Annotated in this window: 22 protein-coding genes; 14 read left to right on the top strand and 8 right to left on the bottom strand. The window is 72.0% G+C overall.

Annotated features, from left to right (window positions below):
- Nucleotides 1-48 precede the first annotated feature (48 nt).
- Nucleotides 49-1926, top strand: a complete 1878-nt coding sequence (locus tag ACFYWM_RS15655; protein WP_389914602.1) for an ABC transporter ATP-binding protein — start codon at nt 49-51, stop codon at nt 1924-1926.
- Between the two features lie 273 nt (nt 1927-2199).
- Here the strand turns inward: ACFYWM_RS15655 and ACFYWM_RS15660 are convergent, their stop codons facing one another.
- Nucleotides 2200-3666: a peptidoglycan D,D-transpeptidase FtsI family protein gene (locus ACFYWM_RS15660; RefSeq protein WP_389914605.1), complete on the bottom strand. Its 1467-nt coding sequence runs from the start codon at nt 3664-3666 to the stop codon at nt 2200-2202.
- 270 nt (nt 3667-3936) lie between these two features.
- Nucleotides 3937-4299, bottom strand: a complete 363-nt coding sequence (locus ACFYWM_RS15665) for a MerR family transcriptional regulator (protein ID WP_389914608.1) — start codon at nt 4297-4299, stop codon at nt 3937-3939.
- A gap of 100 nt (nt 4300-4399) precedes the next feature.
- Between ACFYWM_RS15665 and ACFYWM_RS15670 the strand changes: the two genes are divergently transcribed.
- Nucleotides 4400-5338: an aldo/keto reductase gene (locus tag ACFYWM_RS15670; protein ID WP_389914611.1), complete on the top strand. Its 939-nt coding sequence runs from the start codon at nt 4400-4402 to the stop codon at nt 5336-5338.
- A gap of 72 nt (nt 5339-5410) precedes the next feature.
- Here ACFYWM_RS15670 and ACFYWM_RS15675 read toward each other — a convergent pair whose 3' ends face one another.
- Nucleotides 5411-6067: a TetR family transcriptional regulator gene (locus tag ACFYWM_RS15675; RefSeq protein WP_389914614.1), complete on the bottom strand. Its 657-nt coding sequence runs from the start codon at nt 6065-6067 to the stop codon at nt 5411-5413.
- Between the two features lie 70 nt (nt 6068-6137).
- On the opposite strand from ACFYWM_RS15675, the gene ACFYWM_RS15680 reads away from it, so the two are divergent.
- The 3 genes from ACFYWM_RS15680 to erm all read left to right on the top strand — a co-directional run bounded on the left by ACFYWM_RS15680 (nt 6138) and on the right by erm (nt 9480).
- A complete protein-coding gene (locus ACFYWM_RS15680; protein ID WP_389914617.1) occupies nt 6138-7463 on the top strand; it encodes a GH1 family beta-glucosidase in 1326 nt (441 codons plus the stop codon).
- Nucleotides 7464-7695: 232 nt separating this feature from the next.
- Nucleotides 7696-8376, top strand: coding sequence for a GAP family protein (locus ACFYWM_RS15685; protein WP_389914620.1), 681 nt, complete (start codon nt 7696-7698; stop codon nt 8374-8376).
- 264 nt (nt 8377-8640) lie between these two features.
- Nucleotides 8641-9480, top strand: a complete 840-nt coding sequence (gene erm, locus ACFYWM_RS15690) for an ErmE/ErmH/ErmO/ErmR family 23S rRNA (adenine(2058)-N(6))-methyltransferase (protein ID WP_389914623.1) — start codon at nt 8641-8643, stop codon at nt 9478-9480.
- 88 nt (nt 9481-9568) lie between these two features.
- On the opposite strand, the gene ACFYWM_RS15695 is transcribed toward erm, so the two are convergent.
- Nucleotides 9569-10174: an NADPH-dependent FMN reductase gene (locus ACFYWM_RS15695; protein ID WP_389914626.1), complete on the bottom strand. Its 606-nt coding sequence runs from the start codon at nt 10172-10174 to the stop codon at nt 9569-9571.
- Between the two features lie 152 nt (nt 10175-10326).
- Here ACFYWM_RS15695 and ACFYWM_RS15700 point away from each other — a divergent pair, with 152 nt between their 5' ends.
- Nucleotides 10327-11181, top strand: coding sequence for a helix-turn-helix domain-containing protein (locus ACFYWM_RS15700; protein ID WP_389914629.1), 855 nt, complete (start codon nt 10327-10329; stop codon nt 11179-11181).
- Between the two features lie 257 nt (nt 11182-11438).
- Complete coding sequence (locus ACFYWM_RS15705; protein WP_389914632.1) at nt 11439-12248, top strand: hypothetical protein; 810 nt, start codon at nt 11439-11441, stop codon at nt 12246-12248.
- Nucleotides 12249-12305: 57 nt separating this feature from the next.
- On the opposite strand, the gene ACFYWM_RS15710 is transcribed toward ACFYWM_RS15705, so the two are convergent.
- Together ACFYWM_RS15710 and ACFYWM_RS15715 are read right to left on the bottom strand one after the other, a co-directional pair.
- Entirely contained in the window at nt 12306-13145 is an 840-nt protein-coding gene (locus ACFYWM_RS15710) for a GNAT family N-acetyltransferase (protein ID WP_389914635.1), read from the bottom strand.
- Between the two features lie 205 nt (nt 13146-13350).
- Nucleotides 13351-14304 (bottom strand): RNA polymerase sigma factor, encoded by a 954-nt coding sequence (locus ACFYWM_RS15715; RefSeq protein WP_389914638.1) that lies wholly within the window; start codon nt 14302-14304, stop codon nt 13351-13353.
- 141 nt (nt 14305-14445) lie between these two features.
- On the opposite strand from ACFYWM_RS15715, the gene ACFYWM_RS15720 reads away from it, so the two are divergent.
- Nucleotides 14446-16686 (top strand): GH92 family glycosyl hydrolase, encoded by a 2241-nt coding sequence (locus tag ACFYWM_RS15720; RefSeq protein WP_389915203.1) that lies wholly within the window; start codon nt 14446-14448, stop codon nt 16684-16686.
- Nucleotides 16683-17975, top strand: coding sequence for a glycosyltransferase (locus ACFYWM_RS15725; protein ID WP_389914641.1), 1293 nt, complete (start codon nt 16683-16685; stop codon nt 17973-17975). The genes ACFYWM_RS15720 and ACFYWM_RS15725 overlap by 4 nt, the downstream gene beginning before the upstream one ends.
- A gap of 166 nt (nt 17976-18141) precedes the next feature.
- Here ACFYWM_RS15725 and ACFYWM_RS15730 read toward each other — a convergent pair whose 3' ends face one another.
- Nucleotides 18142-18882 (bottom strand): hypothetical protein, encoded by a 741-nt coding sequence (locus tag ACFYWM_RS15730; RefSeq protein ID WP_389914644.1) that lies wholly within the window; start codon nt 18880-18882, stop codon nt 18142-18144.
- Between the two features lie 240 nt (nt 18883-19122).
- Between ACFYWM_RS15730 and ACFYWM_RS15735 the strand changes: the two genes are divergently transcribed.
- The 3 genes from ACFYWM_RS15735 to ACFYWM_RS15745 all read left to right on the top strand — a co-directional run bounded on the left by ACFYWM_RS15735 (nt 19123) and on the right by ACFYWM_RS15745 (nt 23787).
- On the top strand, nt 19123-22530 hold the full coding sequence (locus ACFYWM_RS15735; RefSeq protein WP_389914647.1) for a phosphodiester glycosidase family protein: 3408 nt from the start codon (nt 19123-19125) through the stop codon (nt 22528-22530).
- 264 nt (nt 22531-22794) lie between these two features.
- Entirely contained in the window at nt 22795-23157 is a 363-nt protein-coding gene (locus tag ACFYWM_RS15740; protein ID WP_389914650.1) for a nuclear transport factor 2 family protein, read from the top strand.
- Nucleotides 23158-23412: 255 nt separating this feature from the next.
- Nucleotides 23413-23787, top strand: a complete 375-nt coding sequence (locus ACFYWM_RS15745; RefSeq protein WP_389914653.1) for a hypothetical protein — start codon at nt 23413-23415, stop codon at nt 23785-23787.
- Nucleotides 23788-23802: 15 nt separating this feature from the next.
- Here ACFYWM_RS15745 and ACFYWM_RS15750 read toward each other — a convergent pair whose 3' ends face one another.
- Entirely contained in the window at nt 23803-23967 is a 165-nt protein-coding gene (locus tag ACFYWM_RS15750) for a hypothetical protein (RefSeq protein ID WP_389914656.1), read from the bottom strand.
- Between the two features lie 130 nt (nt 23968-24097).
- Here ACFYWM_RS15750 and ACFYWM_RS15755 point away from each other — a divergent pair, with 130 nt between their 5' ends.
- Entirely contained in the window at nt 24098-24913 is an 816-nt protein-coding gene (locus tag ACFYWM_RS15755; protein ID WP_389914659.1) for a S1C family serine protease, read from the top strand.
- A 26-nt stretch (nt 24914-24939) separates the two neighbouring features.
- On the top strand, nt 24940-25929 hold the full coding sequence (locus ACFYWM_RS15760; protein ID WP_389914662.1) for an AAA family ATPase: 990 nt from the start codon (nt 24940-24942) through the stop codon (nt 25927-25929).
- Nucleotides 25930-25932: the final 3 nt, after the last annotated feature.

The raw sequence follows: 25932 nt of genomic DNA on the forward strand, positions 1-25932 counted from the left end.
GGTGACCACACGATGGCCATCGTCGGCGCGGCGACTCACACTGCTCCCATGGCAGACTCCCCCACCGACACGACACCCGAGATCGGCGAGCTCAGCGTTCCCGGCTGGTACGCCCACACCGACAAGATGACGAAGGTCGGCTTCCTGACCGTCGCCCGCAGGCTTCCGGCGCTGGTCTCGCAGGCCGTCAGGCTGGCGTGGCTGGCCAGTCCCCGCGACACCGTCGTCACCATCACCCTGAACCTGCTGAGCGGGGTGTTCACCGCGTTCGGGCTGCTCGCCACGACCGGGGTGCTGTCGGCGCTCTTCGAGGCGGGACCGACCCCCGAGCGGGTACGGGCCGCCCTGCCCAGCCTGATCCTGGTGGGGGTGGCCGCGGCCCTGCGTACCCTCACGCAGGCGGGGGCGGGCTGGGCGCAGTCGCGCCTGGAACCGCAGGTGGGCCGGATCGCCGAGGAGCGCCTGTACGGGCTGACCGGCCGGGTCGGCCTCGCGTCCTTCGACGACCCCGACTTCCACGACGCGCTCCAGCGGGCCAGGTCGCGCGGGGTCGCCGTCGCCGACGAGGTGGTGGGCACGGCCATCAACACGCTGAGCGCGGTCATCGGCATCGTCGCCGCGGCGGGCGTGCTGGGGGTGCTCCACCCGGTCCTGCTGCCGCTGCTGTTGCTGGCGGTGCTGCCCGACGCGTGGGCGGCGGTCCGCTCGGCGCGCATGCGCTACACGACGATGTACGCCCTGATCCCGGCCAGGCGCCACAAGTGGATCATCGCGGAGCTGCTCGCGGACCGCGACCCGGCCGCGGAGGTGCGCTCGTTCACCATGCGCGGCTTCCTGATGCGGATGTACGACAGGGTGGCGACGGCCGAGCAGGCCGTCATGCTCGGCCTGGCCCGGCGGCAGGTCCTCGCGCGGGTCGTCGGCGAGGCACTGGGCGGCCTCGGCACGGCCGTGGTCTACGTCGCCCTGGGCGTGCTGCTGGCGGTGGGGGCGGTCCCCCTGGCGGTCGCGGGCACCGCGGTGCTGGCGATCCGCTCGGGCCAGACCTATCTGGCCAACCTGATGTACGCCACGAACCGCCTCTACGAGGAGGGCCTGTACTTCACCGACTTCCTCGACTTCTGCGCCGAGGCGGAGGGCAGGCTGCCCGCCGGACGCCCGGCCAGGGCACCGAAGCGCTTCGAGCGGATCACCGCCGAGGACGTCGTCTTCACCTACCCGGGTTCCACCGGCCCGGCGCTCCAGGGGCTCACGGTGACCATCGGCAGGGGCGAGGTGATCGCCCTCGTCGGGGAGAACGGCTCGGGCAAGACCACGCTGGCCAAGATCCTGTCCGGGCTGTACGAGCCGGACGGCGGCCGGGTCAGCTGGGACGACACGGACCTGGCGGACGTCGACCCCGACGACCTGCGCGACCGCATCGCGGTCATCGCCCAGGACCACACGCGCTGGCCGCTGACCGCCCGCTACAACATCAACATGGGCACCGACAAGGGGGAGGCCGCGCTCGTGTCGGCGGCCGAGGTCGCGGGCGCCGACCAGGTGGTGGCCGAGCTGCCGAACGGTTACAACACCCTGCTCGACCGGCGTTTCAAGGACGGCCACGAGCTGTCCGGCGGCCAGTGGCAGAGAATCGCGGTGGCCCGCGGTTTCCACCGCGACGCCCCGCTGCTGATCTGCGACGAGCCCACCGCGGCCCTGGACGCCCGCGCCGAGCACGCCCTGTTCGAACGCATCCGGCGGCACGCCGACGGACGCACCGTGCTGCTGATCACCCACCGGCTGGCGAGCGTCCGCTACGCCGACCGGATCTACGTCCTCGACCACGGCAAGGTCGTCGAGCACGGCACCCACGACGAGCTCATGACCCTCGGCGGCCTCTACGCCGACCTCTACGGCCTCCAGGCCAGGGCCTACTCGACCTGACCCCGGGGAGACCTCTGCAGTCCGGTCCGACCATCGAGGCGACCGCGACAGGTTTTTCAGGGCGGGCTCCGTTCGGTCTGGCCATCAGGGCGACCGCGACGCCCTTCCGAGGCCGGGCGCCACTCGGTCTGACCGCCCAGGAACACGGCGCCACTCGGTCTGACCGCCCAGAAACGTGGCGCACTCGGTCTGACCACCCAGGAACGCGGCGCCACTCGGTCTGACCGCCCAGGAACGCGCTGCTACTCGGTCTGGCCGCCCGGGAACGCGCTGCTACTCGGTCTGGCCGCCCAGGAACGCCTCGATGACGGACCTGGCGATGGGGGCCGCCACCCGTCCGCCCGGCCCGCCGCCCTCGACCAGGACCCCGACGGCGATCCGGGGGGAGACGGCCGGGGCGAAGCCGGTGAAGATCGCGTGGTCCTCGCCCGAGACGGCGTTCTCCGCCGTGCCGGTCTTCCCCGCGACCTTCACCCCCCGTACGGCCGCGGCGGCACCGGTCCCTCCCCTCCCGGTGACGGCGATCATCATCTCGGTGAGCCGTTCCGCCTCCTCGGCGCCGAGCGCGCGACGGTACGGCGAGGGCTCGGTCACGTCGATCACCGTGCCGTCGGCGAGGCGGACCTCGTCCACGAGGTGGGGGCGCATCAGCGAGCCGTCGTTGGCCACCGCCGCCGCGATCATCGCGATCATGAGCGGGGTGGCCCGGACGTCGAACTGGCCCAGCGCCGACAGCGCGGTCTGCGCGTCGTCCAGCGCGGGGGGATAGACGCTCCTGGCCACCGGCATGGGCACCTGCAGGTCGTCGGTGTCGAACCCGAAGGCCTCGGCCTGCTCGCGCAGCGCGTCCTGGCCGAGGTCGACGCCCATCTTCGCGAAGGGGGTGTTGCACGAGAGCCTGAACGCCTGGAGCAGCGGAAGCGCGCCGCCACCGCAGGCGCCGCCCCCGAAGTTGCGCAGGTAGGTGGAGGTGCCGGGGAGGCGGAAGGCCTTCGGGGCGCTGACGCGGGTGTCGAGGTCGTAGCGCCCCGAGCCGAGCGCCGCCGCACCGGTAATGATCTTGAAGGTGGAACCCGGCGGGTAGTTCCGCTGGATCGCCCGGTTCAGCAGCGGGTCCTCGGGGTCGCCCTGCAGCCGCTTGTCCACCCGGTCGAGCTTGGCCGCGTCGAAGCTCGTGTAGAGGTTCGGATCGTACGAGGGCAACGAGACCATGGCCAGGATCGCGCCGGTGCGAGGGTCGATCGCGACGACGGCGCCGGGCCTGCCCGTGGCGCGCAGCCCGTCGTAGGCGGCCCGCTGGGCGCCGCGGTCGACGGTGAGCCTGAGCGTGGCGCCGCCCCGGGTGCCGTCGACCAGCCCGCGCACCTTCACCCGGGGGTCGTTCCCGGACAGCAGGGCCTCCTCGGCCTGCTCGACGCCACCGGTGCCGTAGAGCGAGAAATGCCCGGTGACCGCCGCGTAGAGCGGGCCGCCGGGGTAGACCCTGCGGTACCGGTACGTGGCGCTCCTGGCCTTGCGGCTGGCCGCGACGACCGTGCCGTCGCGGAGCAGGATCCTGCCCCGGGGGCTCTCGAAGCGCGCGATCATGGTCCGCTTGTTGCGCGGGTCCTCGTTGAGCCGCTCGGAGTCGAGTGCCTGGATGTAGGTCACGCCGGCGAGAAGGGCGAACAGCATTCCCCCGCACATCAGTGCGACGTGGCGCAGCGGAACGTTGATCCGGCGCGCGCGCGGTGCGACCATGGCCCCTCCCCGGACACCCGACCTCGGTATCCGGTTTAACAGCCGGACCGAAAAGGGCACCTCGACCAGGGGCAAAGCCGCCGTACGGCTTCCGAACGACCATAAGCCTCAGGGCTCACCGGGGCACGAACCGCGCACCCGTCCAGCCTCACACCGACACGAGTCACACGGTTTCCGGCCTCACACCGACGCGGACCGTGTGGTTTCCGGCTTCACACCGACGCGGACCGTGTGGTTTCCGGCTTCACTCCGGCGCGGGCCGCGCGGTCGCTAGTCGACCACCGAGTGGTAATACGCGATCTTGTTACGGATCGCCACCTGCTTCTCGCGCAGGTTCTCGATCTGCTCCTCCACCCGCCGGTCATGGGCTTCGAGCAGCGCGATGCGGTCGCGTACCGTGTGGTCGCCCGCCCTGGTCATCTCCGCGAAGCGGAGCATCTGCGCGATCGGCATGCCGGTGTCGCGCAGGCAGCGGATCATGCCGAGCCAGCCGACGTCCTCCTGGGTGAACCTGCGCTGCCCGGCCGCGTTGCGGCCGATCGACTCAAGCAGCCCGATCCGCTCGTAGTAACGAAGCGTGTCGAGGCTGAAGCCGGTCTCCTCCACCACCTGTCCCGGTGTGTACACACTCACATCGAGCAGCATTTCACCTGGAGCCCGCTCAAGGTCAAATCCCTTGTTTTCCGGCGGCCCGCTTGCCCTGGAGTCCACTCCAGCATCCAGGGTGGTCTTCATGACACGCATCCCCCTCGCCCTGGGCACCATCCCCTTCGGCACCGTCCTCGACGACAGGACCGGCTTCGCGATCCTCGACCGGTTCGCCGACGCCGGGGGAGCCCTGCTGGACACCGCGAACAACTATCCGTTCTGGAACGAGGGCGCCACCGGCGACGAGAGCGAGCTGGCCATCGGGCGCTGGCTCGCCGCCCGGGGCAACCGTGACCGGATGGTGCTGAGCACCAAGTGCGGCGGGCGGCCGACCGTCCCCGGCGACCGGACCCTGGACTCCGCCGAGGGCCTGTCCGCCACGGCGATCGCCGCCGCCGCCGAGGGCAGCCTGCGGAGGCTGGGCACCGACCACGTCGACGTGTACTGGGCGCACATCGAGGATCGCTCCGTCCCCCTGGAGGAGACCCTGGGCGCCTTCGCCGAACTCGCCCAAGCGGGCAAGGTGCGTGAGATCGGCGCGAGCAACGTCCCGGCCTGGCGGCTGGAGCGCGCCCGCGCCACCTCGCGGGCGAACGGCTGGCCGCTCTACACCAACGTCCAGCTGCGCCACACCTACCTGAGGCCCCGGCCGGGGGTGCGGCTGCCGGAGGCGGGTCACGTCCTGGTCCAGGACGACATGCTCGACTATCTGCGCTCGGAGCCCGGCCTGACGCTGTGGGCGTACAACACGCTGATGTTCGGCGCCTACACCCGCGAGGACCGGCCGATCCAGGACATCTACCGTCACCCGGGCACCGAGCGGGGGCTGGCCGTGCTGCGGGAGATCGCGGGCGAGCTGGGCGCGACCGTGAACCAGGTGGTGCTGGCCTGGCTGATCGGCGGTGACGTGATGACGGTCCCGATCGTCGGCGTGAGCTCCCTGGCCCAGCTGGAGGAGGCCCTGGGCGCCCTGGACCTCAAACTCGACGACGAGCACCGCGCCCGCCTGGACGCCGCCCGCTGACGGCCCGCCTCCGCACGGACGCCGCCCGCCGCTCGCCGTCGACGGGCGGTATCCAGGCGGCGGGCGGCGCCGTCACTCCTGCGGCAGGTGCGCCGACAGGTAGCGGCGGACCAGGTGCTTGCACTCGGCGATCAGCTCGGGATCCCCGTCGGGCATGGAGCGGAAGGCGAGTTTGAGCACCGCGTCGGCGGCCTCGACCGCGACGAAGAGCACCCGGTCCAGCTCGGGGCCGAGCGGGGCGCCGAGCAACTCGACGACGATCGTGCGGAGCCGGTCGGCCACGATGGCGTTGTTCTCCAGGGCGGCGTCGAGCATGCGGCGGGTCCCCACGAGCAGGGGACCGCCGGGCGAGGCGAGCACTCCCCCGAAGTCGACGACCGCGAACCCCGGCGTGGACCGTTTCATCGCGACGAACTCGTCGATCGCGAGGTCGACCATCTCCGTCCACTCGGACAGCTGCACCTCGGAGAGCCTGGCCGTGACCCTGTCGAGGAACGCCTCCAGATTGCGTAGCGCCAGCGCGCGTACAAGCCCCTGTTTGTCGGGAAAGAACTGGTAGAAAGTGCCGATCGGAACCTCCGCGCGGCGCGCGACCTCCTTGGTGGTCAGTGCCTCGTAGCCGACCTCGTCCAGTAACCGCGCACACTCGTCCAGCATGCGCTCCACCCGTTCCAGGCTGCGGCGCTGAGCGGGTTGGCGGCGAAGCGTTCCCCCGGAGACGTTCGTCATCTCCCCATCATCCCCCACGACAAGCCCGGGGGATTAACATGAGCCAGACTCACGCTAATTGGAGGCCGGGATGTTCCTCTGGGGTACGGCGACCGCGTCCTATCAGATCGAAGGCGCCGTCGCCGAGGGCGGGCGGGGCGCCTCGATCTGGGACACCTTCACCCGCGAGCCCGGCCGCGTCCGCGACGGCGACACCGGCGACGTGACCTGCGACCACTACCACCGCTGGCCGGAGGACGTCGCGCTGATGTCCGGCCTCGGGGTGAACTCCTACCGCTTCTCCATCGCCTGGCCGCGCGTCCAGCCCGACGGGAAGGGCGCGATCAACCGGGCGGGTCTCGACTTCTACGACCGGCTGACCGACGCGCTCCACGAGAGGGACATCGTCCCGGCCGCCACGCTCTTCCACTGGGACCTGCCCCAGCCCCTGGAGGACGAGGGCGGCTGGCTGAACCGCGACACGGCGTACCGTTTCGCCGAGTACGCCGCGGCCGTGGCCGACAGGCTCGCCGACCGGATCCCCCTGTGGATCACCCTGAACGAGCCCTTCATCCACATGGTGTTCGGCTACGCCCTGGGCACCCACGCCCCCGGCAGGACCCTGATCCTGGACGCGCTCCCGGCCGCCCACCACCAGCTGCTCGGGCACGGCCTGGCCGTACGGGAGCTCAGGGCGCGCGGCGCGGAGAAGGTCCTGATCACCAACAACTGCACGCCGGTCTGGCCCGCCTCGCAGGACCCCGCCGACCTGGCCGCCGCCGACGCCTACGACATCCTGCACAACCGCCTGTTCAACGACCCCGTGCTCCTCGGCGCCTATCCCGACCTGTCCGCGTACGGGGTGAGCCTCGACTGCGTGCGCGACGGCGACCTGGAGCTGATCGGCGCCCCCCTCGACGGCCTCGGGATCAACTACTACAACCCCACCCGGATCGTCGCGCCCACCGGCGAGGGGCTGCCCTTCGAGGACGCGGGCGTCACCGGCTACCCCACCACCGCCTTCGGCTGGCCCGTCGTCCCCGACGGCCTGCGCGAGCTCCTCACCGGCCTCAGGGCCCGGTACGGCGACGCCCTCCCCCCGGTCTACGTCACCGAGAACGGCTGCTCCCAGCCCGACGGGCCCGGCCCCGGCGGGACCGTGGACGACCAGGCCAGGATCGCCTTCCTGGACGGCCACATCGAGGCCGTCGAGCGGGCGCGGGCCGAGGGGGTGGACGTGCGCGGTTACTACGTCTGGTCCCTGCTGGACAACTTCGAGTGGGCCGAGGGCTTCAGCCAGCGCTTCGGGCTCGTGCACGTCGACTTCCCCACCGGGACGCGCACCCCGAAGGCCTCCTACCACTGGCTGCGCGACCGCATCTCGCGGGGTCTGGACGGCGCGCCCTCCCGGCCGTAGTCCGAAAGGTGTACGGCGGCTTCGGCGTCACGCAGGAGGCCGGGCGGGGTCCGGCGCCGGATGATCGGAGGCGAGGAAAGAGGAAACCGGAACCCAGCCGACCATCCCCCGTACCCCCGCCTCCACGGTCGCGGCCGAAAGCAGCCGAAAGCGGCTGGAAACGATCGAGAACGGCGCCGGGCGCGGGCGTGCGGGGCCACCGCGCCCCCGGCGTCACCGACGGAGAACGAAGTTGACCACCGAACTGGTACTGACCCTGGCGGCCCTGGCGCTCGTCGACAGCACGAGCTTCGGGACCCTCGGCATCCCCGCCTACCTGCTGCTCGCCTCGGACCGGTCACCGGCCGGACGCCTGCTGGTCTACCTCGCCACGGTCGCCGTCTTCTACTTCGCCGTCGGGGCCGGGCTGATGCTCGGGCTGGCCGCGGCCCTCGACGCCTTCGAGGAGGCCCTGTACAGCCGTACCGCCTACTGGATCCAGCTGGTGATCGGCGTGGGGCTGTTCCTGCTCAGCTTCCGTTTCGACTCCAAGCGGCAGAAGGAGAAGGAGGGGCCGAGCCGCTGGGAGCCCCGCCTCGGCGGGCCGGGGGCGATGGTCCTCCTGGGGCTGACCGCCGCCCTGCTGGAGGTCGCGACGATGATCCCCTATCTCGGCGCGATCGGTTTCATGACCGGCGCGGACCTGCCCGCCGTCCAGTGGGTGCCGCTGCTCGCGTGCTACGTGCTCGTGATGATCCTGCCGCCGCTCGTACTGCTCGGCCTCAAGATCGTCGCCGGAAGCTGGCTGGACCCGAAGCTGGAACGGCTTCGCGCCTGGATGCGCAAGCACTCGGCCTCCGCGATCGGCTGGACCCTCGCCATCGTCGGCTTCCTCATCGCCCGCGACGCGGCCGGGCGCCTGTTCTCGGGCTGAGCCCGGCACACGACGGCCCGCCTCGTCTCACCTGACGGGAGCCGGTGGAAAACCCGTTGCGAGGCGGCGAGACGGGTCGTACCGTCTAGGGCCATGTGCTTGTACTTCGCCTGCCACATGGTCGGCTACGTGATCCGTCCCCGCGACAGCCGGGCTCTGGCCCGCTAGGGACGCGTCACCCCCTTCTCCGTTCCCACGCGTCCCCGATGCGCGCCCAGGGCCTCCGAGACCTTCCTTCACCTCGGACCCGAAAGGGCGAAAGCTGTGGCGCACTCCTTCGCGCACGGAAACCATTCACACACCCAGAGAAAGGTCAGGAACGGCGGTGGCCGCGGTGACCGCGACCGGGCCAGGCGCGCCCTCTCGCAGAACTTCCTCGTCGATCCGCACGCCGTCCGGCGGATGGCGGACGCGGCCGGACCGCACGAGCTGGTCCTGGAGCCGGGCGCGGGCGAGGGCGCTCTCACCCTCGCCCTCGCGGGAAGCTGCGCCAGGGTCGTGGCGTACGAGATCGACCCGCTGTACGCGGGCAGGCTCGCCGCCCGCACCCGCGACGACGGGCGGATCGAGGTGGTCAGGGGTGACTTCCTGACCGCGCGGGTCCCGCGCGAGCCGTTCGCGGTCGCCGGGAACATCCCGTACTCGATCACCTCCAGGATCGTCGACTGGTGCCTGCGCGCGCCCGCGCTCACCTCGGCGACCCTGCTCACCCAGCTGGAGTACGCGCGCAAGCGGTCCGGCGACTTCGGCCGCTGGAGCAAGCTGACCGTGCTGACGTGGCCCGGCCACTCCTGGGAGCTGGCCGGGCGCGTCGGGCGCGAGAGCTTCCGGCCGGTGCCCGCCGTCGACTCGGCGATCCTGCGGATCACGTCGCGCCCCGTCCCGCTGCTGCCCGGCGGCCGGGACGCGGCCTGGCGGGAGTGGCGGGAGTTCGTCGAGTACGGCTTCACCGGGCTGGGCGGTTCGCTGCACGCCTCGCTGCGGATGCGGTACGCCCCCCACCGGGTCGACGCCGCGTTCGCGGAGGCGCGGGTGGACCGTGACACCGTGGTGGCGTTCGTCCACCCCGACCGGTGGCTGACGCTCTTCGAGCTGCTCCACTGAGACACCCGTCCGGTTCCACCCGGTACCACCCGGGTCCGGCCCGCCCCCTCGGCCGGACCCGGGCTTCCGTCTTCACGACGAGCGGGAACTACCCCTCGGTGACGTACGGGCGGTCGCGCCGGGCGTCGCGCAGGACCGAGCCCCACCACAGGAGCTGGTCGAGCAGCACCTTCGCGGCGCGGTCGGGGCCCTCGGGATCCTTGAGGGTCCCGTCGGGGCCGAACAGCTCGTAGTAGCGGGGGAAGCTGACATAGTCGCGGACCGTGTGGGCCTGCAGCTCGCCGAAGACCTGGCGCAGGTGCTCCACCGCCAGGATGCCCCCGCTCCCCCCGCTGTAGCCGACGAAGCCGATCGCCTTGGCCCGCCACTCGGTGTAGTGCCAGTCGATGGCGGCCTTCAGCGAGGCGGGGAAGCTCCGGTTGTAATCCGGCGTCACCACGACGATCACGTCGGCCGCCCCGATCCGCCGGGTGAGGCCGGCCATCTCCGCCGGACGGGCCATGTCGGGTTGGAGCGCCGGTGGCAGGGGCGGCAGTTCGAGCGGCAGCGGCGTGTCCGCCAGGTCGACGAGGTCCACCGCGAAGCCGCCGTGCCGCTCGGCCCGTTCGGTGAACCAGTTCGCGACCACCGGGCCGAACCTGCCCTCCCTGACGCTGCCGATGATCACTGCGAGGTTGAGGGTCTCACTGGGCATGACTGTGCTCCTGGTGGAGAGGCGGGATCCGGGGGCGACCGCGAAGGTCGCGTTCCCCAACCTGCCGGGCGGGGCGGAGACCAGGAAGACCGGGCCGAGACTGGTAGTGACAGAGCCACGACCCCGGCGGCCACGGCTGTTACGTTCGGAACGTGAGCGACAACGAGCTGGGCATGTTCCTGCGCATCCGCCGCGAAGCCGTCACCCCCGCCGAGGTGGGGCTGCCCACCGGCCCCCGCCGCCGCACACCGGGCCTGCGCAGGGCCGAGCTGGCCACGCTCGCCGGGGTCAGCGTCGAGTACCTGACCAGGCTCGAACAGGGACGCGACCGCCACCCGTCCGCGCCCGTCCTCTCGGCCCTGGCCTCCGCGCTACGGCTGACCACGAGCGAGCGCGTCCACCTGCACCGGCTCGCCAAGTCGGCCGACGGCGCCTTCACCTGCATGGGCGCCGCGACGCCGGCCCGCGAGGTCCGTCCCACCGTGCGGGCGCTGCTCGACCGGCTGGAGCCCGCCCCCGCCCTGCTGCTCAACCGGCTGAGCGAGATCCTCGCCTGGACGGCGGGGTACGAACGGCTGGCCCGGCCGATCGGCCTGCTGGACGGCGACCCGCCGAACCTGGCCCGCTTCGTGTTCACCGACAGCCGGGCACGGACCGTCTACCCCGACTGGGACCATGTCGCCGACGAGCAGGTCGCCGCCCTCAAGCAGGGGCCGTTCCGGGCTGACTGGCACATCGCCACCATGGCCGACGAGCTGGCCGTCACCGCCGGGGTGGCCTTCACCCGGCGGGTGGACACCCTGCCCGGCCTCCCGAAGGCCGGCGGCGTCACGCGGCTGGTCCACCCCGACGCGGGCGAGCTGTGCCTGGCGTACGAGACCCTCGAACTGCCCGCCGACGACGACCAGCGTCTCATCGTCCATCTCCCCGCCGACAGCGCCACCTCCGCCGCGCTCGACCGCCTCGCCGGCCGCCACCCGGGCGCCCTGCGCGCGGTCTCCAGCTGACCCGGAACACGCCGTACGCGGGCACGGGCCGGGTCCGCGGGCCTGTCAGCTCTGTCAGCCCTCTCAGCGCTGTCAGCGTGGCTCCCTCCGTTGTGCGCCCCAACCGGCATAATCGAGACGATCAGCCTGGTCAGGCCGCACATGTGACGTCCCCATCCGGGGCGTCCCCGGGCAGGTCCCCTCCACCGACATTCATGTCACGCCATGCGACGGCCCTGCAGCGACCCGGGCGTCCGGCAGGAGGGCAGGAGGAACGTATGCGTCTCGCCGTACGAGTCGGAATGGCCGCCGCCCTCCTGGCGGCCCCGAGCGGCCCGGCCGGGCCATCCGGACCGGCCGAACCGGCGGGACCGGCGGGACCGGCCGCGCCCACGCCCTCACCCGCACCGGCGTCCGCCCCGTCCACCCCCAAGCCCGCGCCCGCCCCTGCGACCAAGCCCGCACTCGCCCCCGCCCTCAAGCCCACCCCCAAGCCCGCGCTCGCGCGCCTCCCCGGGCCCGCACGCGTCTCCGCGGTCAAGGTCACCGCGACTCCCACCCCTGCCCCCACCCCCACGCCCGCCGCGGCCGACGCCACCCCCACTCCCACCCCCGTGGTCAGCGCCAGTTCCAGTGCCGCCGCGACCGCGACCGCGACCCTCACCACCAGGACCGACCACACGGTCTCGCTGCCTCCCTTCGGGGGCAGGAACACCATCCCCCCGTGGCTGAAGAAGGTCCCGTCGCTCCGCGTCCTCCCCCTGTGGCCCCGCCAGGCCAGCCACGTCCGGATATTCGTGCACTGCCCCCCGAAGTCGAACCACGCGCTCATCGGCTCCACCGCGTTCAACCTGAAGGGGTCGAGACGCATCTACCGGGAGGTGGGGCTGGGACTCTCCGACCGGGGGCTGGGGCACCGCGCCGCGTCCATCTCCTACTACGCCCTGCCGGGATTCCACGAGGCGTGCCTGAAGTGCGTGAAGGTCACGATGAACCAGCAGACCCGCATCAGGCGGATCCGGGTGCTCGGCCAGGACTCCACCCCCCTCTACGTGCGAAGGTTCAGCATCTGGCAGTTCTTCGACTAGCGCGTGCCCCGCCCCCCGCCCGGCGTGCGTGGCCGGCCGGGAATCGGACGGGCCGGGTCACGATCCGCCGGTCGGGCCGGTGTCCGGCCGCCAGATCCAGTTCTGCCGGTCGTACAGCGGCCGCAGCCCGGCCGCGAGCATGTTGTTCAGCGACGGGTTGGCCGAGCCCTCCGCGGGCAGCCCGGCTTCGGCGACGAGCCGGCGGCAGCCCGCTTTCGCGGCCTCCTCGGCGCGGGCCGCCAGCAGGGCCGACTGCGCGCCCCGGTTGCGGTGGCCGGGCAGCGTCGAGGCGGCGTTCAGGGAGCCGATCTCCCCGTGGACGAAAAGGTTGGCGCCGGCGACCATGTCGTCGCCGTCCCAGGCCGCGAACGGCCGGAAGGCCGGGTGCCCGGCGCTGGCCGCCATCATCTCGCCGAGCCCCTCCTCCGGCATGCCGAACCCCCGCAGGACGACCGAGGCCCACTCCTCGGCCTCGCCGGGACCGACCGGCCCGACGCGCAGCGCGGTCCGGCCCGGCCGGAAGTCGTCGATCGGGCACGTCAGCTTCACCCAGGCCGATCCCGGGACGATGCCGTGCCCGGCGCGGATGTCGTCCCAGTCCGGCGGCAGCGCGGACGGGGCGATCTGGATCACCGCGCCCTCGCTGTCCTCCGCGCGGTAGAAGTCCACCACGCGGTCGATCAGGTCGCGGGTGACCGGCTCCTCCACCCCGAACCCGAGCGCCTTGCTCCAGTAGCCCGTCACGTCGTGCCGCATCGACAGGGCGACACCGCCGCCGATGCGCGTGGTGGCGATCCCGAGCGTGGACCTGGCGGACGGCGGCGCGGACGATTCGTACTGGTACATGAACTCCGCCTCGGCGCCTTCGGCGAGAGCGGTCAACCGGTCCTGCGACATGCTGTCTCTCCTCGGATAGATCGGGTGCCCGGTACGCCCCGTGGCCGCGTCTCGCGTCCCGGGGCCCGACACCCACGAGACGCAAGATGCGGCGGTCACACCGGAAGTTCGATCCGTTCGCGAATTCGCCAGGATTCGCCAGGATTCGCTGGAATTCGGCGGAACCGGCCCGACGCCGTACTCCGCCGTACTCCGCCCTGGAGGATCAGTGCGACGCGCCCGGGACACCGGTGTCACGCGGGAGGTGGAACAGCCGGAACCGCCGCACCCGGCCCGCCTCCAGGAACTGCACCCACGCGGCCGCCGGCGGGCAGTGGAAGGGGTCCTCGGGCGGGTTCTTCAGGTCGGTCTCCCAGATGACCACCTCGCGACCGGCCACGACGTTGGTCAGGCTCTGGCGCACGCCGTCGTCGAGATCGCGCTCCATCGCCCGTACGAGATAGTCGAAGCCCTTCGTGCGCTTGCCCCGGGACCAGGTGACCTCCACCTCGGGGGACCAGTGCGCCGCCAGGGCCTCGGCGAACGAGCCTTGGCGCGCGGCCCGCAGCGTCTCCTCGGCCTCCCTGCGGCGCGCCTCGGTCAGCACCGCCACGTCGTCGTGCGCCAGGTTCGCGGTCGCCAGCAGGGCCTCGGACAGTTTGGCGCGTGCCTGGCTGAGGCGGCTGCGCACCGTGCCGACCGGCACCCCGCACAGCTCCGCGATGTGCTCGTAGGCCGTCACCTCGGTGAAGTAGCGCAGCATCGTCACCAGCCGCAGGTTCGGGGACAGCTCCTCCATCGCGCGCCAGACCCAGTCCCGCGTGGCGTGTCGGTCCAGGATCTCCCCGGGGTCGGGCTCGCCGCGCGGCGGCACCAGCGGCTCGAGATCGGCGACCGGCACCGCCTTCCTGGTACGAAGGTGCATCCGGCAGGCGTTGCGGACGACCGTCCGTAGCCAGGGCGCCACCGCGTGTGGATCCCGGACGTCCCCGATGCGGCGCAACGCGATCAGGGCGGCCTCCTGGACGACGTCGTCGACCTCGGGGCAGTAGCCCAGGATGCCCAGCGCCACCGCGCGCATGTCCGACCGGTGCCGGGCCAGCAGCAGCCCGAGAGAGGCGACATCGCCGGACTGCGCCTCTCGGACCAGATCGACTTCGGCCGGTGCCGCTTCCCCCATGCCCTCAAGACTACAGAAAGCCGTCCCACCTGCGACGATCGGTGCCGGTACGCCCTGCGGACGGGGCGTTCGCCCGCGTACGAAAGAAGGATTTCACCTCACCGAAACCTAAGGCGACATCACGCTGGGTAGATTTCCGCCATCCTCGACAACGTTGACCCCTTCATCGGCACAGCGGCCACCGACCTGCCCCGGGCACGCGGTCTGGCCGCCACCTGGTGGTGGCCGAAACCGCAGGTGGGCAACACCCACCCGGGCGCCACGTCGCCGCTGGGCATGGTGTCGGCCTGCGCCTACTCCGGCGCGTACCCGACCGGCTACGGCAGGTACACCAAGAACACCGAGGGCGTGCCCGAGGAGATGTTCGGGCGGTCGCAGGCGTCGGGGTTCAGCCATTTCCAGCAGTCCGGCACCGGCGCGATCCGCAAGTACTACAACTACGTCCGGGTCACCCCGATGGTGCAGCCGCTGGACGCGCTGGGAGAGGCCTGGCCGCTGCGCGACGAGGTGGCGGAGGCGGGCTACTACGCGGCGACCCTGGGCACCGGCGTCCGCTGCGAGCTCACCGTGGGCGCCAAGGTCGCCGTCCACCGCTACACCTTCCCCGAGCACGGCAGCGCCCGGGTGGTGGTCGACCTGTCCTGCGGCGGCCTGGCCATCGAGCACGGCCGCACGGTGCCGTTGCGGGCGCAGGTGGAGAGCATGGGCCACGGCCGGGCCCAGGGCACGGTGGTGATGGAGGGCGTCCCGCTCTCGGTGTACCTGGAGGTCGACAGCCCGGCCTGGCGGCAGATGCTCTGGTACGACCGGCGGCTCATCGACGGCGGCACCCGCCTGGACTTCGACAGCATCCGGCACACCACGCTGCGGCCCTTCGGCATGCTCTTCATGGGCCCGGCCGAGCCCGGGCAGACGATCGAGGTGCGGCTGGGGTTCTCGCTGCGCGGCTGCGAGCAGGCACGGCGGAACCTGGAGCGCGAGTGCGGGGACGCGCGGCCGGCGTTCGACGCGGTGCGCTCCGGGACTAGGGCCCGCTGGGGCGACCACCTCGGACGTGTCCAGGTCGAGGGCGGCACGCCCGCCCGCCGCACCGTGTTCGCGACGGCGCTCTACCACTCGCTGGTCAAGCCGTGCTTCGCCGACGACGAGAGCCCCTTCTGGCCGACCTCCGGGCCGTTCGCGTTCGACGTGTGCACCATGTGGGACATCTACAAGACGCAGCTGCCGCTGCTCGCGGCCATCGTCCCGGAACGGATCGCGGACCTGCTGGAGTCGCTGATCCGGGTGTGCGAGGAGGAGGGCAACTTCCCCGTCGGGTACCGGATGGCCCGCGGCGCCGACCGGTTCCACCGCCAGGCCAGCGCGCTCGCGCACACCGCGCTGGCGGACGCCCACGCCCTCGGCCGCACGCGCCTGGACTGGAACTGGGCGCTGGTGCACATGGTCGACGACCTGCGCCGCCTGTACGGCGAGGAGTTCTTCGAGCACGGGGTGGTGCACCCGATCACCCACACCCTCGACCTCGCCTACGGCCACCACTGCACGGCACAGGTCGCGCGGGCGCTGAACGACCGGCGCCTGGCCGACGACCTGGAGGACCGGGGCCGCCGGTGGGTCAACGCCTTCGACCCGGGTACGGGCCTGCTGCGCGACTCGGAGTTCTACGAGGGCGGCAAGTGGAACTACTCGTTCCGGCTGCTGCACGACATGGCCGCGCGGATCGCGCTGGCCGGTGGTGACCACGCCTTCGTCGGCATGCTGGACAGGTTCTTCGGCTTCGGCGCCGCCCCGGTGAGGCAACCCGGCCTGCGCCCCCCGGCGGCGGAGATGGCGGCCGGATACGCCCTGAACCGGTTCGAGGGGCTGAACAACGAGCCGGACATGGAGGCGCCGTGGGCGTACCACTACGCGGGACGGCCCGACCGCACGGCCGAGGTGGTCCAGGCGGCGCTGACCTGGCAGTTCGGCACCGGCCCCGGTGGACTGCCCGGCAACGACGACTCCGGCGGCCTGAGCTCCTGGTACGTCTGGGCGTCGCTGGGGCTGTTCCCGATCGCCGGGCAGAACCTGTTCCTGGTCAACGCGCCCGCGTTCGCCAGGTCCGTACTCAGGACCGGTGACGGCGAGTTCGTCATCGAGACCAGCGGGCACCGCGAGACGCCGATCGGTGTCGACGGCATCGATCGCGACCCGCCGGCGCAGTACGTCCAGTCGGCGACCCTCGACGGCGAGCCCCTGCACGCGACGCACCTGAGCGCCGCCACCGTGCACCGGGGCGGCGTGCTGCACCTGCGGCTGGGCCCGGAGCCGTCGGGGTGGGGGCGGGAGGCCCGCCCGCCGTCCCTTTCCGATCCACCCGCCAGACAGAAGGAAACACGATGACCAACCCCCGCCGCCGTCTCGTCATCGTGGTCAGGGCCGACCCGGTCGTCTGCGGCCACTCCGGCGAGGCCCGCAACCTCGCCGAGGTGGCGCTGACCCGCGGCTTCGACGACGTACGTCTGCTGACCTGGCCGATCCCGACGCTGCAGGCGGCCGGGCTGCCGCTCAAGCCGCTCGACCGGCTGCTGCCGTACAGCCCGGGGATCACCGTGGAGCGCCCGGAGGCGGTCGGTGACTACCGGGTGCCGGACGGGCGCCACCAGGCCGGTCTCACCGGCCGTCTCGTCGAGCTGCTCGCCGAGCCGGTGCCCACGACCTGCCTGTCCATGTACCTCGTCCCGCACACCTCGGTGGTCATGGACGCGGTCGGGGCCGCGCGCGCGGCCGGGTTCGCGCCCGACGTGCGCACGGTCGCGAAGGCGGTCGGCTCCGACGTGACCAACGTGATCCGGTCGTGCCTGCGCGAGGGCCGGTTCGGCGCGGCGACCGTGCTGTTCACCACGTTCCTGGCCAACGACGAGGTCGTCGCGGTCTCCGAGTACACCCGCGAGGAGATCGTCGCCTCGGCCGAGCAGGTGGATGCCCGCTGCGGCACCCGGTTCGCCGAGCAGTGCCGGCGCCGCGTGACCGTCAGCTACCCGCCGATCGACTCCGCCGCCTTCCTCGACCCGGATCCGGCGCGGGTGGACGCCGCCCTCGCGAGGCGCGGCCTGGAGCGTGACGGGTACGTCCTCTTCCTGTCCCGGGTGACCCCGGCCAAGGGCGTCGACGACCTGCTGGCCGCCTACGGCCGGACGCGCTGCCGGTCACGCGTGAAACTGGTCGTCGCCGGCACCGGGACCTCGCTGGAGCAGGTACGGGCGATGGCCGAGAAGGACGACCGGGTGGTGCTCCTCACCGACGTCGACGACACCGAGAAGCCGCTGCTCATGCGCGGCTGCGCGGCCTACGTCCTGCCGACCAGGCCCGAGCCCGACTTCGTCGAGACGTTCGGCATCGCCCTGGCCGAGAAGATGCTGGCCGGCGGCGGGCCGATCGTCACCACCGCGACGGGCGGGACCCTGGAGGCGGTCGGCGACACCGCCGTCATCGTCGAGCCCAGGGACATCGGCGGCCTGGCCGCGGCCGTGGACCGGGTGGTCCTGGAGATGCCCGCCGCCGAGCGGCGGCACCTGGAACTCCGCGCCCGCACCCGTGCGATGGCGTTCGACCGGGCCGCGGTGTTCGACGGCCTGTTCCCCCGGGAGGCCCTCACCGCCGGGGATCCCCTGCCCGCCGCGGCCCGCTGACCGCTGGGGTCCACTGACCACCGGAGTTCGCTGCTCGCTGCGGCCCGCTGACCACCGGGGTCCACCAACCAGCGCAGCCCGCAGGCCGCCGGGATCCGCTGACCGCCGAGGCCCGCCGACCTCGGACAGGACCCCGGCGGCCTGCGGTTCTCCGACCTCGGCCTCGCTACTCGCCGGGCAGCAGGTACCGCCAGGAGAGCACGAAGAGTTCCCCCGAGCCGGTCTTGAACAGCGACCGGCTGTGGCCCTGCCAGGCGGGCACCGCCTTGGTGATCGCGCTCACCGCCGCCCCCTCGACGTCCTTCTGCCAGACCGGGTCCACCGTGCCGGAGGGCTCCGGAGCCCCCGCGGGCCACGGCTCCGGCTTCTCCGTCGCCGACGCGGCCCCTTCGGCGACCACCCGGACGCGGGTGGCGACGTAGTCGGTGCCCGTCTCGGCGGCCTTGGCCGCCAGGCCGTCCATCAGCTTCTTCGCCTCCAGGAGCTGCTTCGGGTAGAAGCCCGCGACCTGGTCCAGGGCCGGGACCCGGACCTCCAGCATCTTGCCGTCCTTGCCCCGTACGCCGAGGACGGTGGCCGGCACGTCCGTCACCATCGGCGCGCCCGGCCTGGGTGTCGCGGTCGGCGACTGCCCGGTCAGGTACGTCTCCATCGACACGACCGTCTTGTCCCTCTCGGCGTCGGTGAGCTTGAGCTGCTTGCTCGCGTCGACGATCACCAGGCCGTCGCTGTACAGCACCACCCTCGGCGGGCGCAGCACGTTCGTGGTCGCGGTCACGAACCCGCCCTCGGCGCCCCACAGGGCGACCGGCTTCGCCGGCCCGTCGTCGGCTGGGGTCGCGGATATATCGGGTTCAGCCCCTCCGCAGGCCGCCGCCAGGGACAGCAGCGCCACGAGCAGGGTCATTCGTAGTCTCATGCCCCAGAAACGTCCCCTTCCTCCCAATGGTTCACCCAGCACGGCTCCCCGGACGTGAACTTCTGTGGTGGCCCCCATCTCCGAAGATTCATCTTCTATGGGCGAATTGCGCCACATAGGGACGGTTTACTCCCGGGTGATCGATTCATCGGACAACCGGAGGAAACCCTGTCCAGGAAGCACGCGAACCGGGGACACAGGACGGCGCTGGCGGCGCTCGTACCCGCGTTGGTCCTCGGGCTCGCCGGAACAGCGAACGGGGCACCGGCGTCCCCCGCCGATCCCACCCCCGTCGCCGACGCCGCGCTGCGGGCGTCTCTCGCCTCGTCCTACCCGCCGGCGTTCACCCCGCTGCTCGACGCCCCGAACACCCCGGCCGCTCGGTCACAGGGGACGCCGGGCAGCCCGATCGAGACGTACAGCACCGGCCGCCCCGTGGCCCCCGGCGTGCGGCTCGACTCGCTCGACACGCTGGACGCCCGCGGCTGGCAGCGGTCCGACGCGCTGTCCATCGACCTCACCAAGGGGTCCACCGTCGGATACCTCGACAGCGGCGCGGTGGCCAAGACCGGCCTGATCTCTCAGCTGGCCGACGCCAAGGGCGCGGTCGCCGCCGTCAACGGCGACTTCTTCGACATCAACAACTCCGGCGCCCCCGTCGGCGCCGCCGTCGCCGACGGCAAGCTGGTCAAGTCGTCGTCGGGCCGCGACATCGCCGCCGGGTTCGACACCTCGGGCGCCGGCCGCATTCTCGACATCCTCTTCGAGGGCAGCGTGCGCGTACCGGGCGAGGAGCGGCCGATACCGCTCGCCCGCCTCAACAGCCACGACCTGCCCGCGGACGGCATCGGCGCCTACACCTCCCTGTGGGGCCCCTACACGCGTACCCGCGCCGTACAGGGCGTGAGCAAGGTGACCGAGGTACTGGTCGCCGACGGCAAGGTGCGGAGCGTCACCCAGGGCGCGGGCGAGGGCCGGATCCCGGCCGGCGCGACCGTGCTGCTCGGCCGGGACGCCGGGGCGGACCGGCTGGCGAAGCTCGTCCCGGGCGACGCCGTCCAGGTCGACCACCGGCCCAGGACATCGGACGGCTCCGAGCTCGCCACCGCGATCGGCGGCGGCACCCTGCTGGTCAAGGACGGCGTCGCGCAGAACGTCGACGACTCCACCATGGCCGCGCGCATGGCGATCGGCTTCAGCGCCGACGGCCGCAGGATGTTCCTCGTCACCGTGGACAACCGGACGATCGACAGCCGGGGCGCCACGCTGAGGGAGATGGCCGGCCGGCTCGTCAAGATGGGCGCCCACGCCGGGCTGGAGATCGACGGCGGCGGCTCGGCGACGATGGTCACCCGCAAGCCCGGCGCGGACAAGGTACGGATCGACAACGAGCCGAGCGACGGCGAGGAGCGGCTGGTCGCCAACGGCCTCGGCGTCTACCGCGAGCAGGGCAGCGGCAAGGTGAACGGCGTGTGGGTCGAACCCGCCGTCGACCCGGCCGCCGCCGCCGGGACCGGCCCGGTGCCCGGCGGCCGTCCCGATCGCGTGTTCCTCGGCCTCACCCGCACGGTGACCGCCACCCCGCACGACGAGGTGTACGGCCCGGTGCGCGGCGAGCCCGCGGTGCGCTGGACCGCGACCCACGGCGACGCGAAGAACGGCGTCTTCCGCGCCAAGCTGCCCGGCACGGCCACGGTCACCGCCTTCTCCGGCTCCAAGCACGGCAGCACGAAGATCGAGGTGCTCGGTCCCGCGGTACGGCTCGACGCCACCAACCCCTCGGTGAACGTCGCCAACGCGACGGCCACCGCGAGCTTCGGCATCGTGGGCTACGACCGGCACGGCAACTCCGCGCCGATCGAGCCGTCCGACCTGCGGCTGGAGTACGACGAGACGCTGCTGAAGGTGACCCCCGGCGCGGCCGGCGGCTTCACGGTCGCGGCCGCCAGGGAGTCCGGCGCGGGCCTGATCACGGTCCGGGCCGGCGAGCTCACCACCGTCGTGGCCGTCACGGTCGGCGTGGAGAAGAAGGTCCTCGCCGACTTCGACGACGCCGCGAAGTGGACCGCGGGATCGGCGCGCGGCACCGCCAAGGTCACCCCCGTGGCCGAGGGCGTCAACGGGCAGGGCATGAGACTGGAGTACGACTTCACCCAGTCCACCGCCACCCGCACCGCCTACGCCAACGCCCCGCAGCGCCTCGGCGTGAGCGGGCAGTCGCGGGCGTTCGGCGTCTCGGTGTACGGCCACGGCCAGGGCGAGTGGACGGCCTTCACGATGATCGACGGCCTCGGCAGGTCGACGTCGGTGTACGGCCCCTACGTCACCTGGGAGGGCTGGCGCGAGGTCGAGATCCCCGTACCGGCCGGGCTGACCCAGCCGGTCAGCGTCAGCCGCTTCTACACGATCGAGATCAAGGCCGACCGGAGCTACCGGTCCGAGGTCCTGCTCGACGACCTGTACGTCAAGGCCGCGCCCTCGATCGAGGCGCCGCCCGCACCGCGCGTCCAGGACCGGCTCGTCGTCACCGACGGCACCGTGGACGGCGAGCCCTGGCGGTTCGCGGTCATGTCGGACGCCCAGTTCGTGGGCCGCAGCCCGGACTCCCCGATCGTGGCCACGGCGCGCCGGACCATGCGGGAGATCAGGGCGGCCAGGCCCGACTTCATGATCATCGCCGGTGACCTGGTCGACGAGGCCTCGGAGGCGGACTTCCAGCTCGCCAAGCGGATCCTGGACGAGGAGATCGGCGACGCCCTGCCGTACTACTACGTACCGGGCAACCACGAGGTCATGGGCGCGAGCATCGAGAACTTCACGAAGTACTTCGGTGCGACGAACCAGACCTTCGACCACAAGGGCACCCGGTTCGTGACCCTCAACACCTCGCTGGGCACGCTCAACGGGAGCGGGTTCGACCAGCTCGAACGGCTCCGCCAGGCGCTGGACGACGCGGCGGGGAACGACCGGGTCAACTCCCTCGTCCTGGTGGAGCATCACCCGCCGCGCGACCCCACCCCGGCCAAGACCAGCCAGCTGGGCGACCGCAAGGAGGCGGCGCTGATCGAGAGGTGGCTGGCCGACTTCCAGCACGAGACCGGCAAGGGCGCGGCGTTCATCGGCGGCCACGTGGGCACGTTCGACGCCTCGCGGGTGGACGGCGTGCCGTACCTGGTCAACGGCAACTCCGGCAAGGCCCCGTCCACCGAGGCGGCGAACGGCGGCTTCACCGGCTGGTCCATGCTCGGCGTCGACCCGGTCTCCCGCGCGGAGCGGCTGCTGGCCCGGCTGCTGCCGTTCGGCGGCGGCCCGACCTGGCTCACCGCCCAGATCCGCCCGCACGTGGACGCCCTCGCCGTCACCGCACCGGCGCGACTCGCGCCGGGCACCTCGGCGAAGGTCACCGCGACCGTCACCCAGGGCGACCGCCAGGTCCCGGTGGCCTACCCGGTGAGCGCCGACTGGAACGCCGGCTCGAACGTCCACGTCGGCGACCCCGGCAGGGCCCGCCCCTCCCACATCGCGACCTTCGACCCCACCACGGGAACGCTGACCGCCCGCCGCGCGGGTGAGATCGTCCTGTCCGTGACGGTCAACGGCACCAGGCAGGAGGCGACGATCCGCATCGCTCCCTGACCGTCCCGGCGAGCGACACGGGAACGGGTGGGGGCCAAGCGCCTCCGCCCGTTCCACCTGCTTCCAGGCACCGAGCCCGTCACCAGACGCCGAAACCGCCTCCAAACGCTGAGCCCGTCGCCAGATACCGAACACCGTGTCCCGGCTCCGGGGATCTCCGGCGAGCCTTCCGCGACGGGATACCCACCTCGGCGATAGTTGTACGTCGTCCCTCGCCCCGTATCGTCCCCACCAGTGGTCCCGGCCGCGCGAGGAAGGATCGGCATGACCGACGACGTGGCGCGACGCGTCTTCCACATAGTCGACTCGTTCGACCCCGACGAGTTCGTACGGTTGCTGGCCGAGGACGCCACGCTGGTGTTCGGCAACGCCGAGCCGATGGCGGGCCGCGAGGCCATCGCCGCCGGGCTGCGGGCGTTCTTCTCCACCATCGCCGGCCTGCGGCACCGGATCGTCAGGAGCTGGCAGGTGGACGCCGACGTCATCGCCGAGACCGAGGTGACCTACCGGCGGCTCGACGGCAAGGAGGCGAGCGTCGTGGCCGTGTCGATCTGGCGCACCCGCGACGACGGCCTGATCACGGACTACCGCATATTCGTCGACCTCGCCCCGGTCTACGCCCCCTGAGGCCCCAGCGGGAGCACGTGGACCGGCTCGTGGTGCCCGCCTACGCGCCCCAAGGCTCCAGCGAGACGACATTCACCGGCGCGGCATCCGGCTTCTTTCGTGAGGCCGCCCGGAGACGAGCCGCCCGCCGGGGACCACCACCGTCGCCCGCGGAACCGTGCGAAAATCGCCCGACCACACCTCCGAGCGAGAACCACACCCGCGAACTCCCCACCGGTTCCCGCGCTCTCCCGGGACAGGAACGGAGACCGTTCAATGGCGATTCCCAAGAAGGGCTCGCGGCTCATCACGGTCGACGGCGTCGCCTACCGCTGGCGGGTCCGCCACAAACCCACCTACTCCCAGGGGAACGCCTGGGGCCCGCTGACCTTCGCGGTGGAGCCGGCCGACGGATCGGGACGCGTTCTCCTGGTGTCGCTTCCCTGCTCCCGGCCGGACGCGTGGCTCGGGGAGCGGTCGATGACCATACGGCCGGCGCTCGTGACGGCGACCATACGTAGAGCCCTCGATCACGGCTGGGATCCACGGCGAACAGGGAGCGCCTTCCTCCTCGGTATCACCGAGGAGGAGCTGACCGGGCCGATGGACAACGAACCCCCCTCCCACAGGGTCACCCTCATGGGCAGGTGACCGGTTCCGAAGGTCTCACAACGAGAGCACTTCATCGCCCGAGTTCCAGGCCGTGTCGAAGGAGTGGCGGTGGCTCTCCCACTCCGGACTCAGGATGGCCTCCAGCACCGCCATGGACCGGCACAGATCACGGAGCACCGGGACATCAGGGAGCAGACGGGCCACGTCATGAGCGGTCATACGCCCATTCAACCGACGAATCGCCCCAGGCACATCAAAACCGGGGCGGTTCAGCTGCGGGAACCGGTTCCCAGAGAGTTCTCAGGCGAAGTTTGTAGCACTTTCAACTTAAATTTACGACTATGGGACGATGGAGCGCGTGCCGCAGGAGGCCGACGCGGCCGAGGCTCGGGGAGCCGCGGCCGGGAGGGTCCGGCGGTTCGCCGCCGGGGGTGGCGCGCTCGTCGTCGTGGCGCTGCTCGCGTACTGGCTGGGAGGCGGCGGCGGGAACGGCGGGGAGGCCGCGCCCGGGCCGCGCGTGACGCCGACGCCCAGCGCGACGCTCACGGTCCCCGACGTCTTCAGGAGGGTCGGGCCGTCGGTGGTGGTCATCCAGGCCGGGAAGTCGCTCGGAACCGGGGTGATCGCGGCCGAGGACGGGACGATCCTGACGGCGTACCACGTCGTCGAGGACACCTCGAACAAGGGCGGTTCTGACAAGAACGCCGCGAACGTCACCGTCACGTTCGCCGACGGCACCAGGACGAAGGCCGTCGTCGCCTCGTCGAACCCCAAGCTCGACGTCGCGACCCTCAAACCCGCGAAGCTGCCGGAGATCGTCGTCCCGGCGACGCTCGGCGGCGCGGCGACCGTGGGCGCGCCCGTCGTGGCGATCGGCAACCCGCTGGGCCTGACCTACAGCGTCTCCACCGGCGTCGTGTCGGGCCTGAACCGGACCTCCAAGGAGGGCGCCCTGAACGGGCTCATCCAGTTCGACGCCTCCGCGAACCCGGGCAGCTCCGGCGGTCCCCTCCTGGACGCCCGCGGCCTGGTCATCGGGATCGTCGTCTCGATCGCCGACCCGGGAGGCGACGAGGCGTTCGCCGGCATCGCGTTCGCGGTGCCGATCGGCGCGGCCCTGGGCGGAGGCGAAGGCGACGGGCCGCCGGGCGGGCCGCAGATCTGACCGAAGCGTCACGAGAAGGAACACATATGACCTCGACCAATTCCTCCGAGTCGGCCCATCCGCTCGAACATGTGCTGTTCGAGGTCAAACGCACGATCGTCGGGCAGGACGTCCTGCTGGAGCGCATGGCCGTCGCGCTGATCGCCGACGGCCACCTGCTCGTCGAGGGCGTGCCGGGCCTGGCCAAGACGCTCGCGGTGAGGTCGCTCGCCGCCGCGATCGCCGGGAGCTTCCAGCGCGTCCAGTTCACCCCCGACCTGGTGCCCGCCGACCTCGTGGGCACGCGGGTCTACCACCAGCACTCCGGGGAGTTCAGAACCGAGCTCGGCCCGGTCTTCGCGAACCTGCTGCTGGCCGACGAGATCAACCGCGCCCCCGCCAAGGTGCAGAGCGCCCTGCTGGAGGTGATGCAGGAGCACCAGGTGACGATCGGCCGCGAGACGTTCCGGGTGCCCGAGCCGTTCCTGGTCATGGCGACGGAGAACCCGATCGAGTCGGAGGGCACCTACCCGCTGCCCGAGGCGCAGGTCGACCGTTTCATGATGAAGGTCATCGTCGACTATCCGACGCAGGCCGAGGAACAGGCGATCGTCGTACGGGCGCTGCGTCCGCCCGAGCCGCCGCGGCCGATGGTGACGGCCGAGGACCTGGTCGCGATGCGAGCCCGCGCCCGGCAGGTGTACGTCGACCCGGCGATCGTCGACTACGCGGTACGGCTGGTCTCCGTGACGCGTTCACCGGCGATGGCCGGGCTCGGCGAGCTGGAACGGTACGTCACCTACGGGGCGAGCCCCCGGGCCTCCATCGCGCTCGTCACGGGCGCCCGGGCGCTGGCGTTCCTGCGCGGCCGCACCTACGTCCTGCCGCACGACCTGTCCGAGCTCGCCCTCGACGTGCTGCGCCACCGCGTCGTGCTGTCGTACGAGGCCCTCGCGGACGACATCGACGCCGACACGATCATCAACAGGGTGCTCGGGGCCGTCCGGACGCCCGACGTCGTCCTGCAGAACCGCTGAGCC

The sequence above is a fragment of the Streptosporangium sp. NPDC002721 genome, assembly GCF_042888905.1.
Classification (GTDB): Bacteria; Actinomycetota; Actinomycetes; order Streptosporangiales; family Streptosporangiaceae; genus Streptosporangium.

Coding starts and splice junctions, on each gene's coding strand:
- ACFYWM_RS15740 (WP_389914650.1), top strand. CDS start 22,795: ATGACCGACGACGTGGCGCGACGCGTCTTCCACATAGTCGACTCGTTC.
- ACFYWM_RS15705 (WP_389914632.1), top strand. CDS start 11,439: ATGCGTCTCGCCGTACGAGTCGGAATGGCCGCCGCCCTCCTGGCGGCC.
- ACFYWM_RS15760 (WP_389914662.1), top strand. CDS start 24,940: ATGACCTCGACCAATTCCTCCGAGTCGGCCCATCCGCTCGAACATGTG.
- ACFYWM_RS15715 (WP_389914638.1), bottom strand. CDS start 14,304: ATGGGGGAAGCGGCACCGGCCGAAGTCGATCTGGTCCGAGAGGCGCAG.
- ACFYWM_RS15675 (WP_389914614.1), bottom strand. CDS start 6,067: ATGACGAACGTCTCCGGGGGAACGCTTCGCCGCCAACCCGCTCAGCGC.
- ACFYWM_RS15660 (WP_389914605.1), bottom strand. CDS start 3,666: ATGGTCGCACCGCGCGCGCGCCGGATCAACGTTCCGCTGCGCCACGTC.
- ACFYWM_RS15695 (WP_389914626.1), bottom strand. CDS start 10,174: ATGCCCAGTGAGACCCTCAACCTCGCAGTGATCATCGGCAGCGTCAGG.
- ACFYWM_RS15710 (WP_389914635.1), bottom strand. CDS start 13,145: ATGTCGCAGGACCGGTTGACCGCTCTCGCCGAAGGCGCCGAGGCGGAG.
- ACFYWM_RS15755 (WP_389914659.1), top strand. CDS start 24,098: ATGGAGCGCGTGCCGCAGGAGGCCGACGCGGCCGAGGCTCGGGGAGCC.
- ACFYWM_RS15680 (WP_389914617.1), top strand. CDS start 6,138: ATGTTCCTCTGGGGTACGGCGACCGCGTCCTATCAGATCGAAGGCGCC.
- ACFYWM_RS15745 (WP_389914653.1), top strand. CDS start 23,413: ATGGCGATTCCCAAGAAGGGCTCGCGGCTCATCACGGTCGACGGCGTC.
- ACFYWM_RS15730 (WP_389914644.1), bottom strand. CDS start 18,882: ATGACCCTGCTCGTGGCGCTGCTGTCCCTGGCGGCGGCCTGCGGAGGG.
- ACFYWM_RS15655 (WP_389914602.1), top strand. CDS start 49: ATGGCAGACTCCCCCACCGACACGACACCCGAGATCGGCGAGCTCAGC.
- ACFYWM_RS15750 (WP_389914656.1), bottom strand. CDS start 23,967: ATGACCGCTCATGACGTGGCCCGTCTGCTCCCTGATGTCCCGGTGCTC.
- ACFYWM_RS15670 (WP_389914611.1), top strand. CDS start 4,400: ATGACACGCATCCCCCTCGCCCTGGGCACCATCCCCTTCGGCACCGTC.
- ACFYWM_RS15725 (WP_389914641.1), top strand. CDS start 16,683: ATGACCAACCCCCGCCGCCGTCTCGTCATCGTGGTCAGGGCCGACCCG.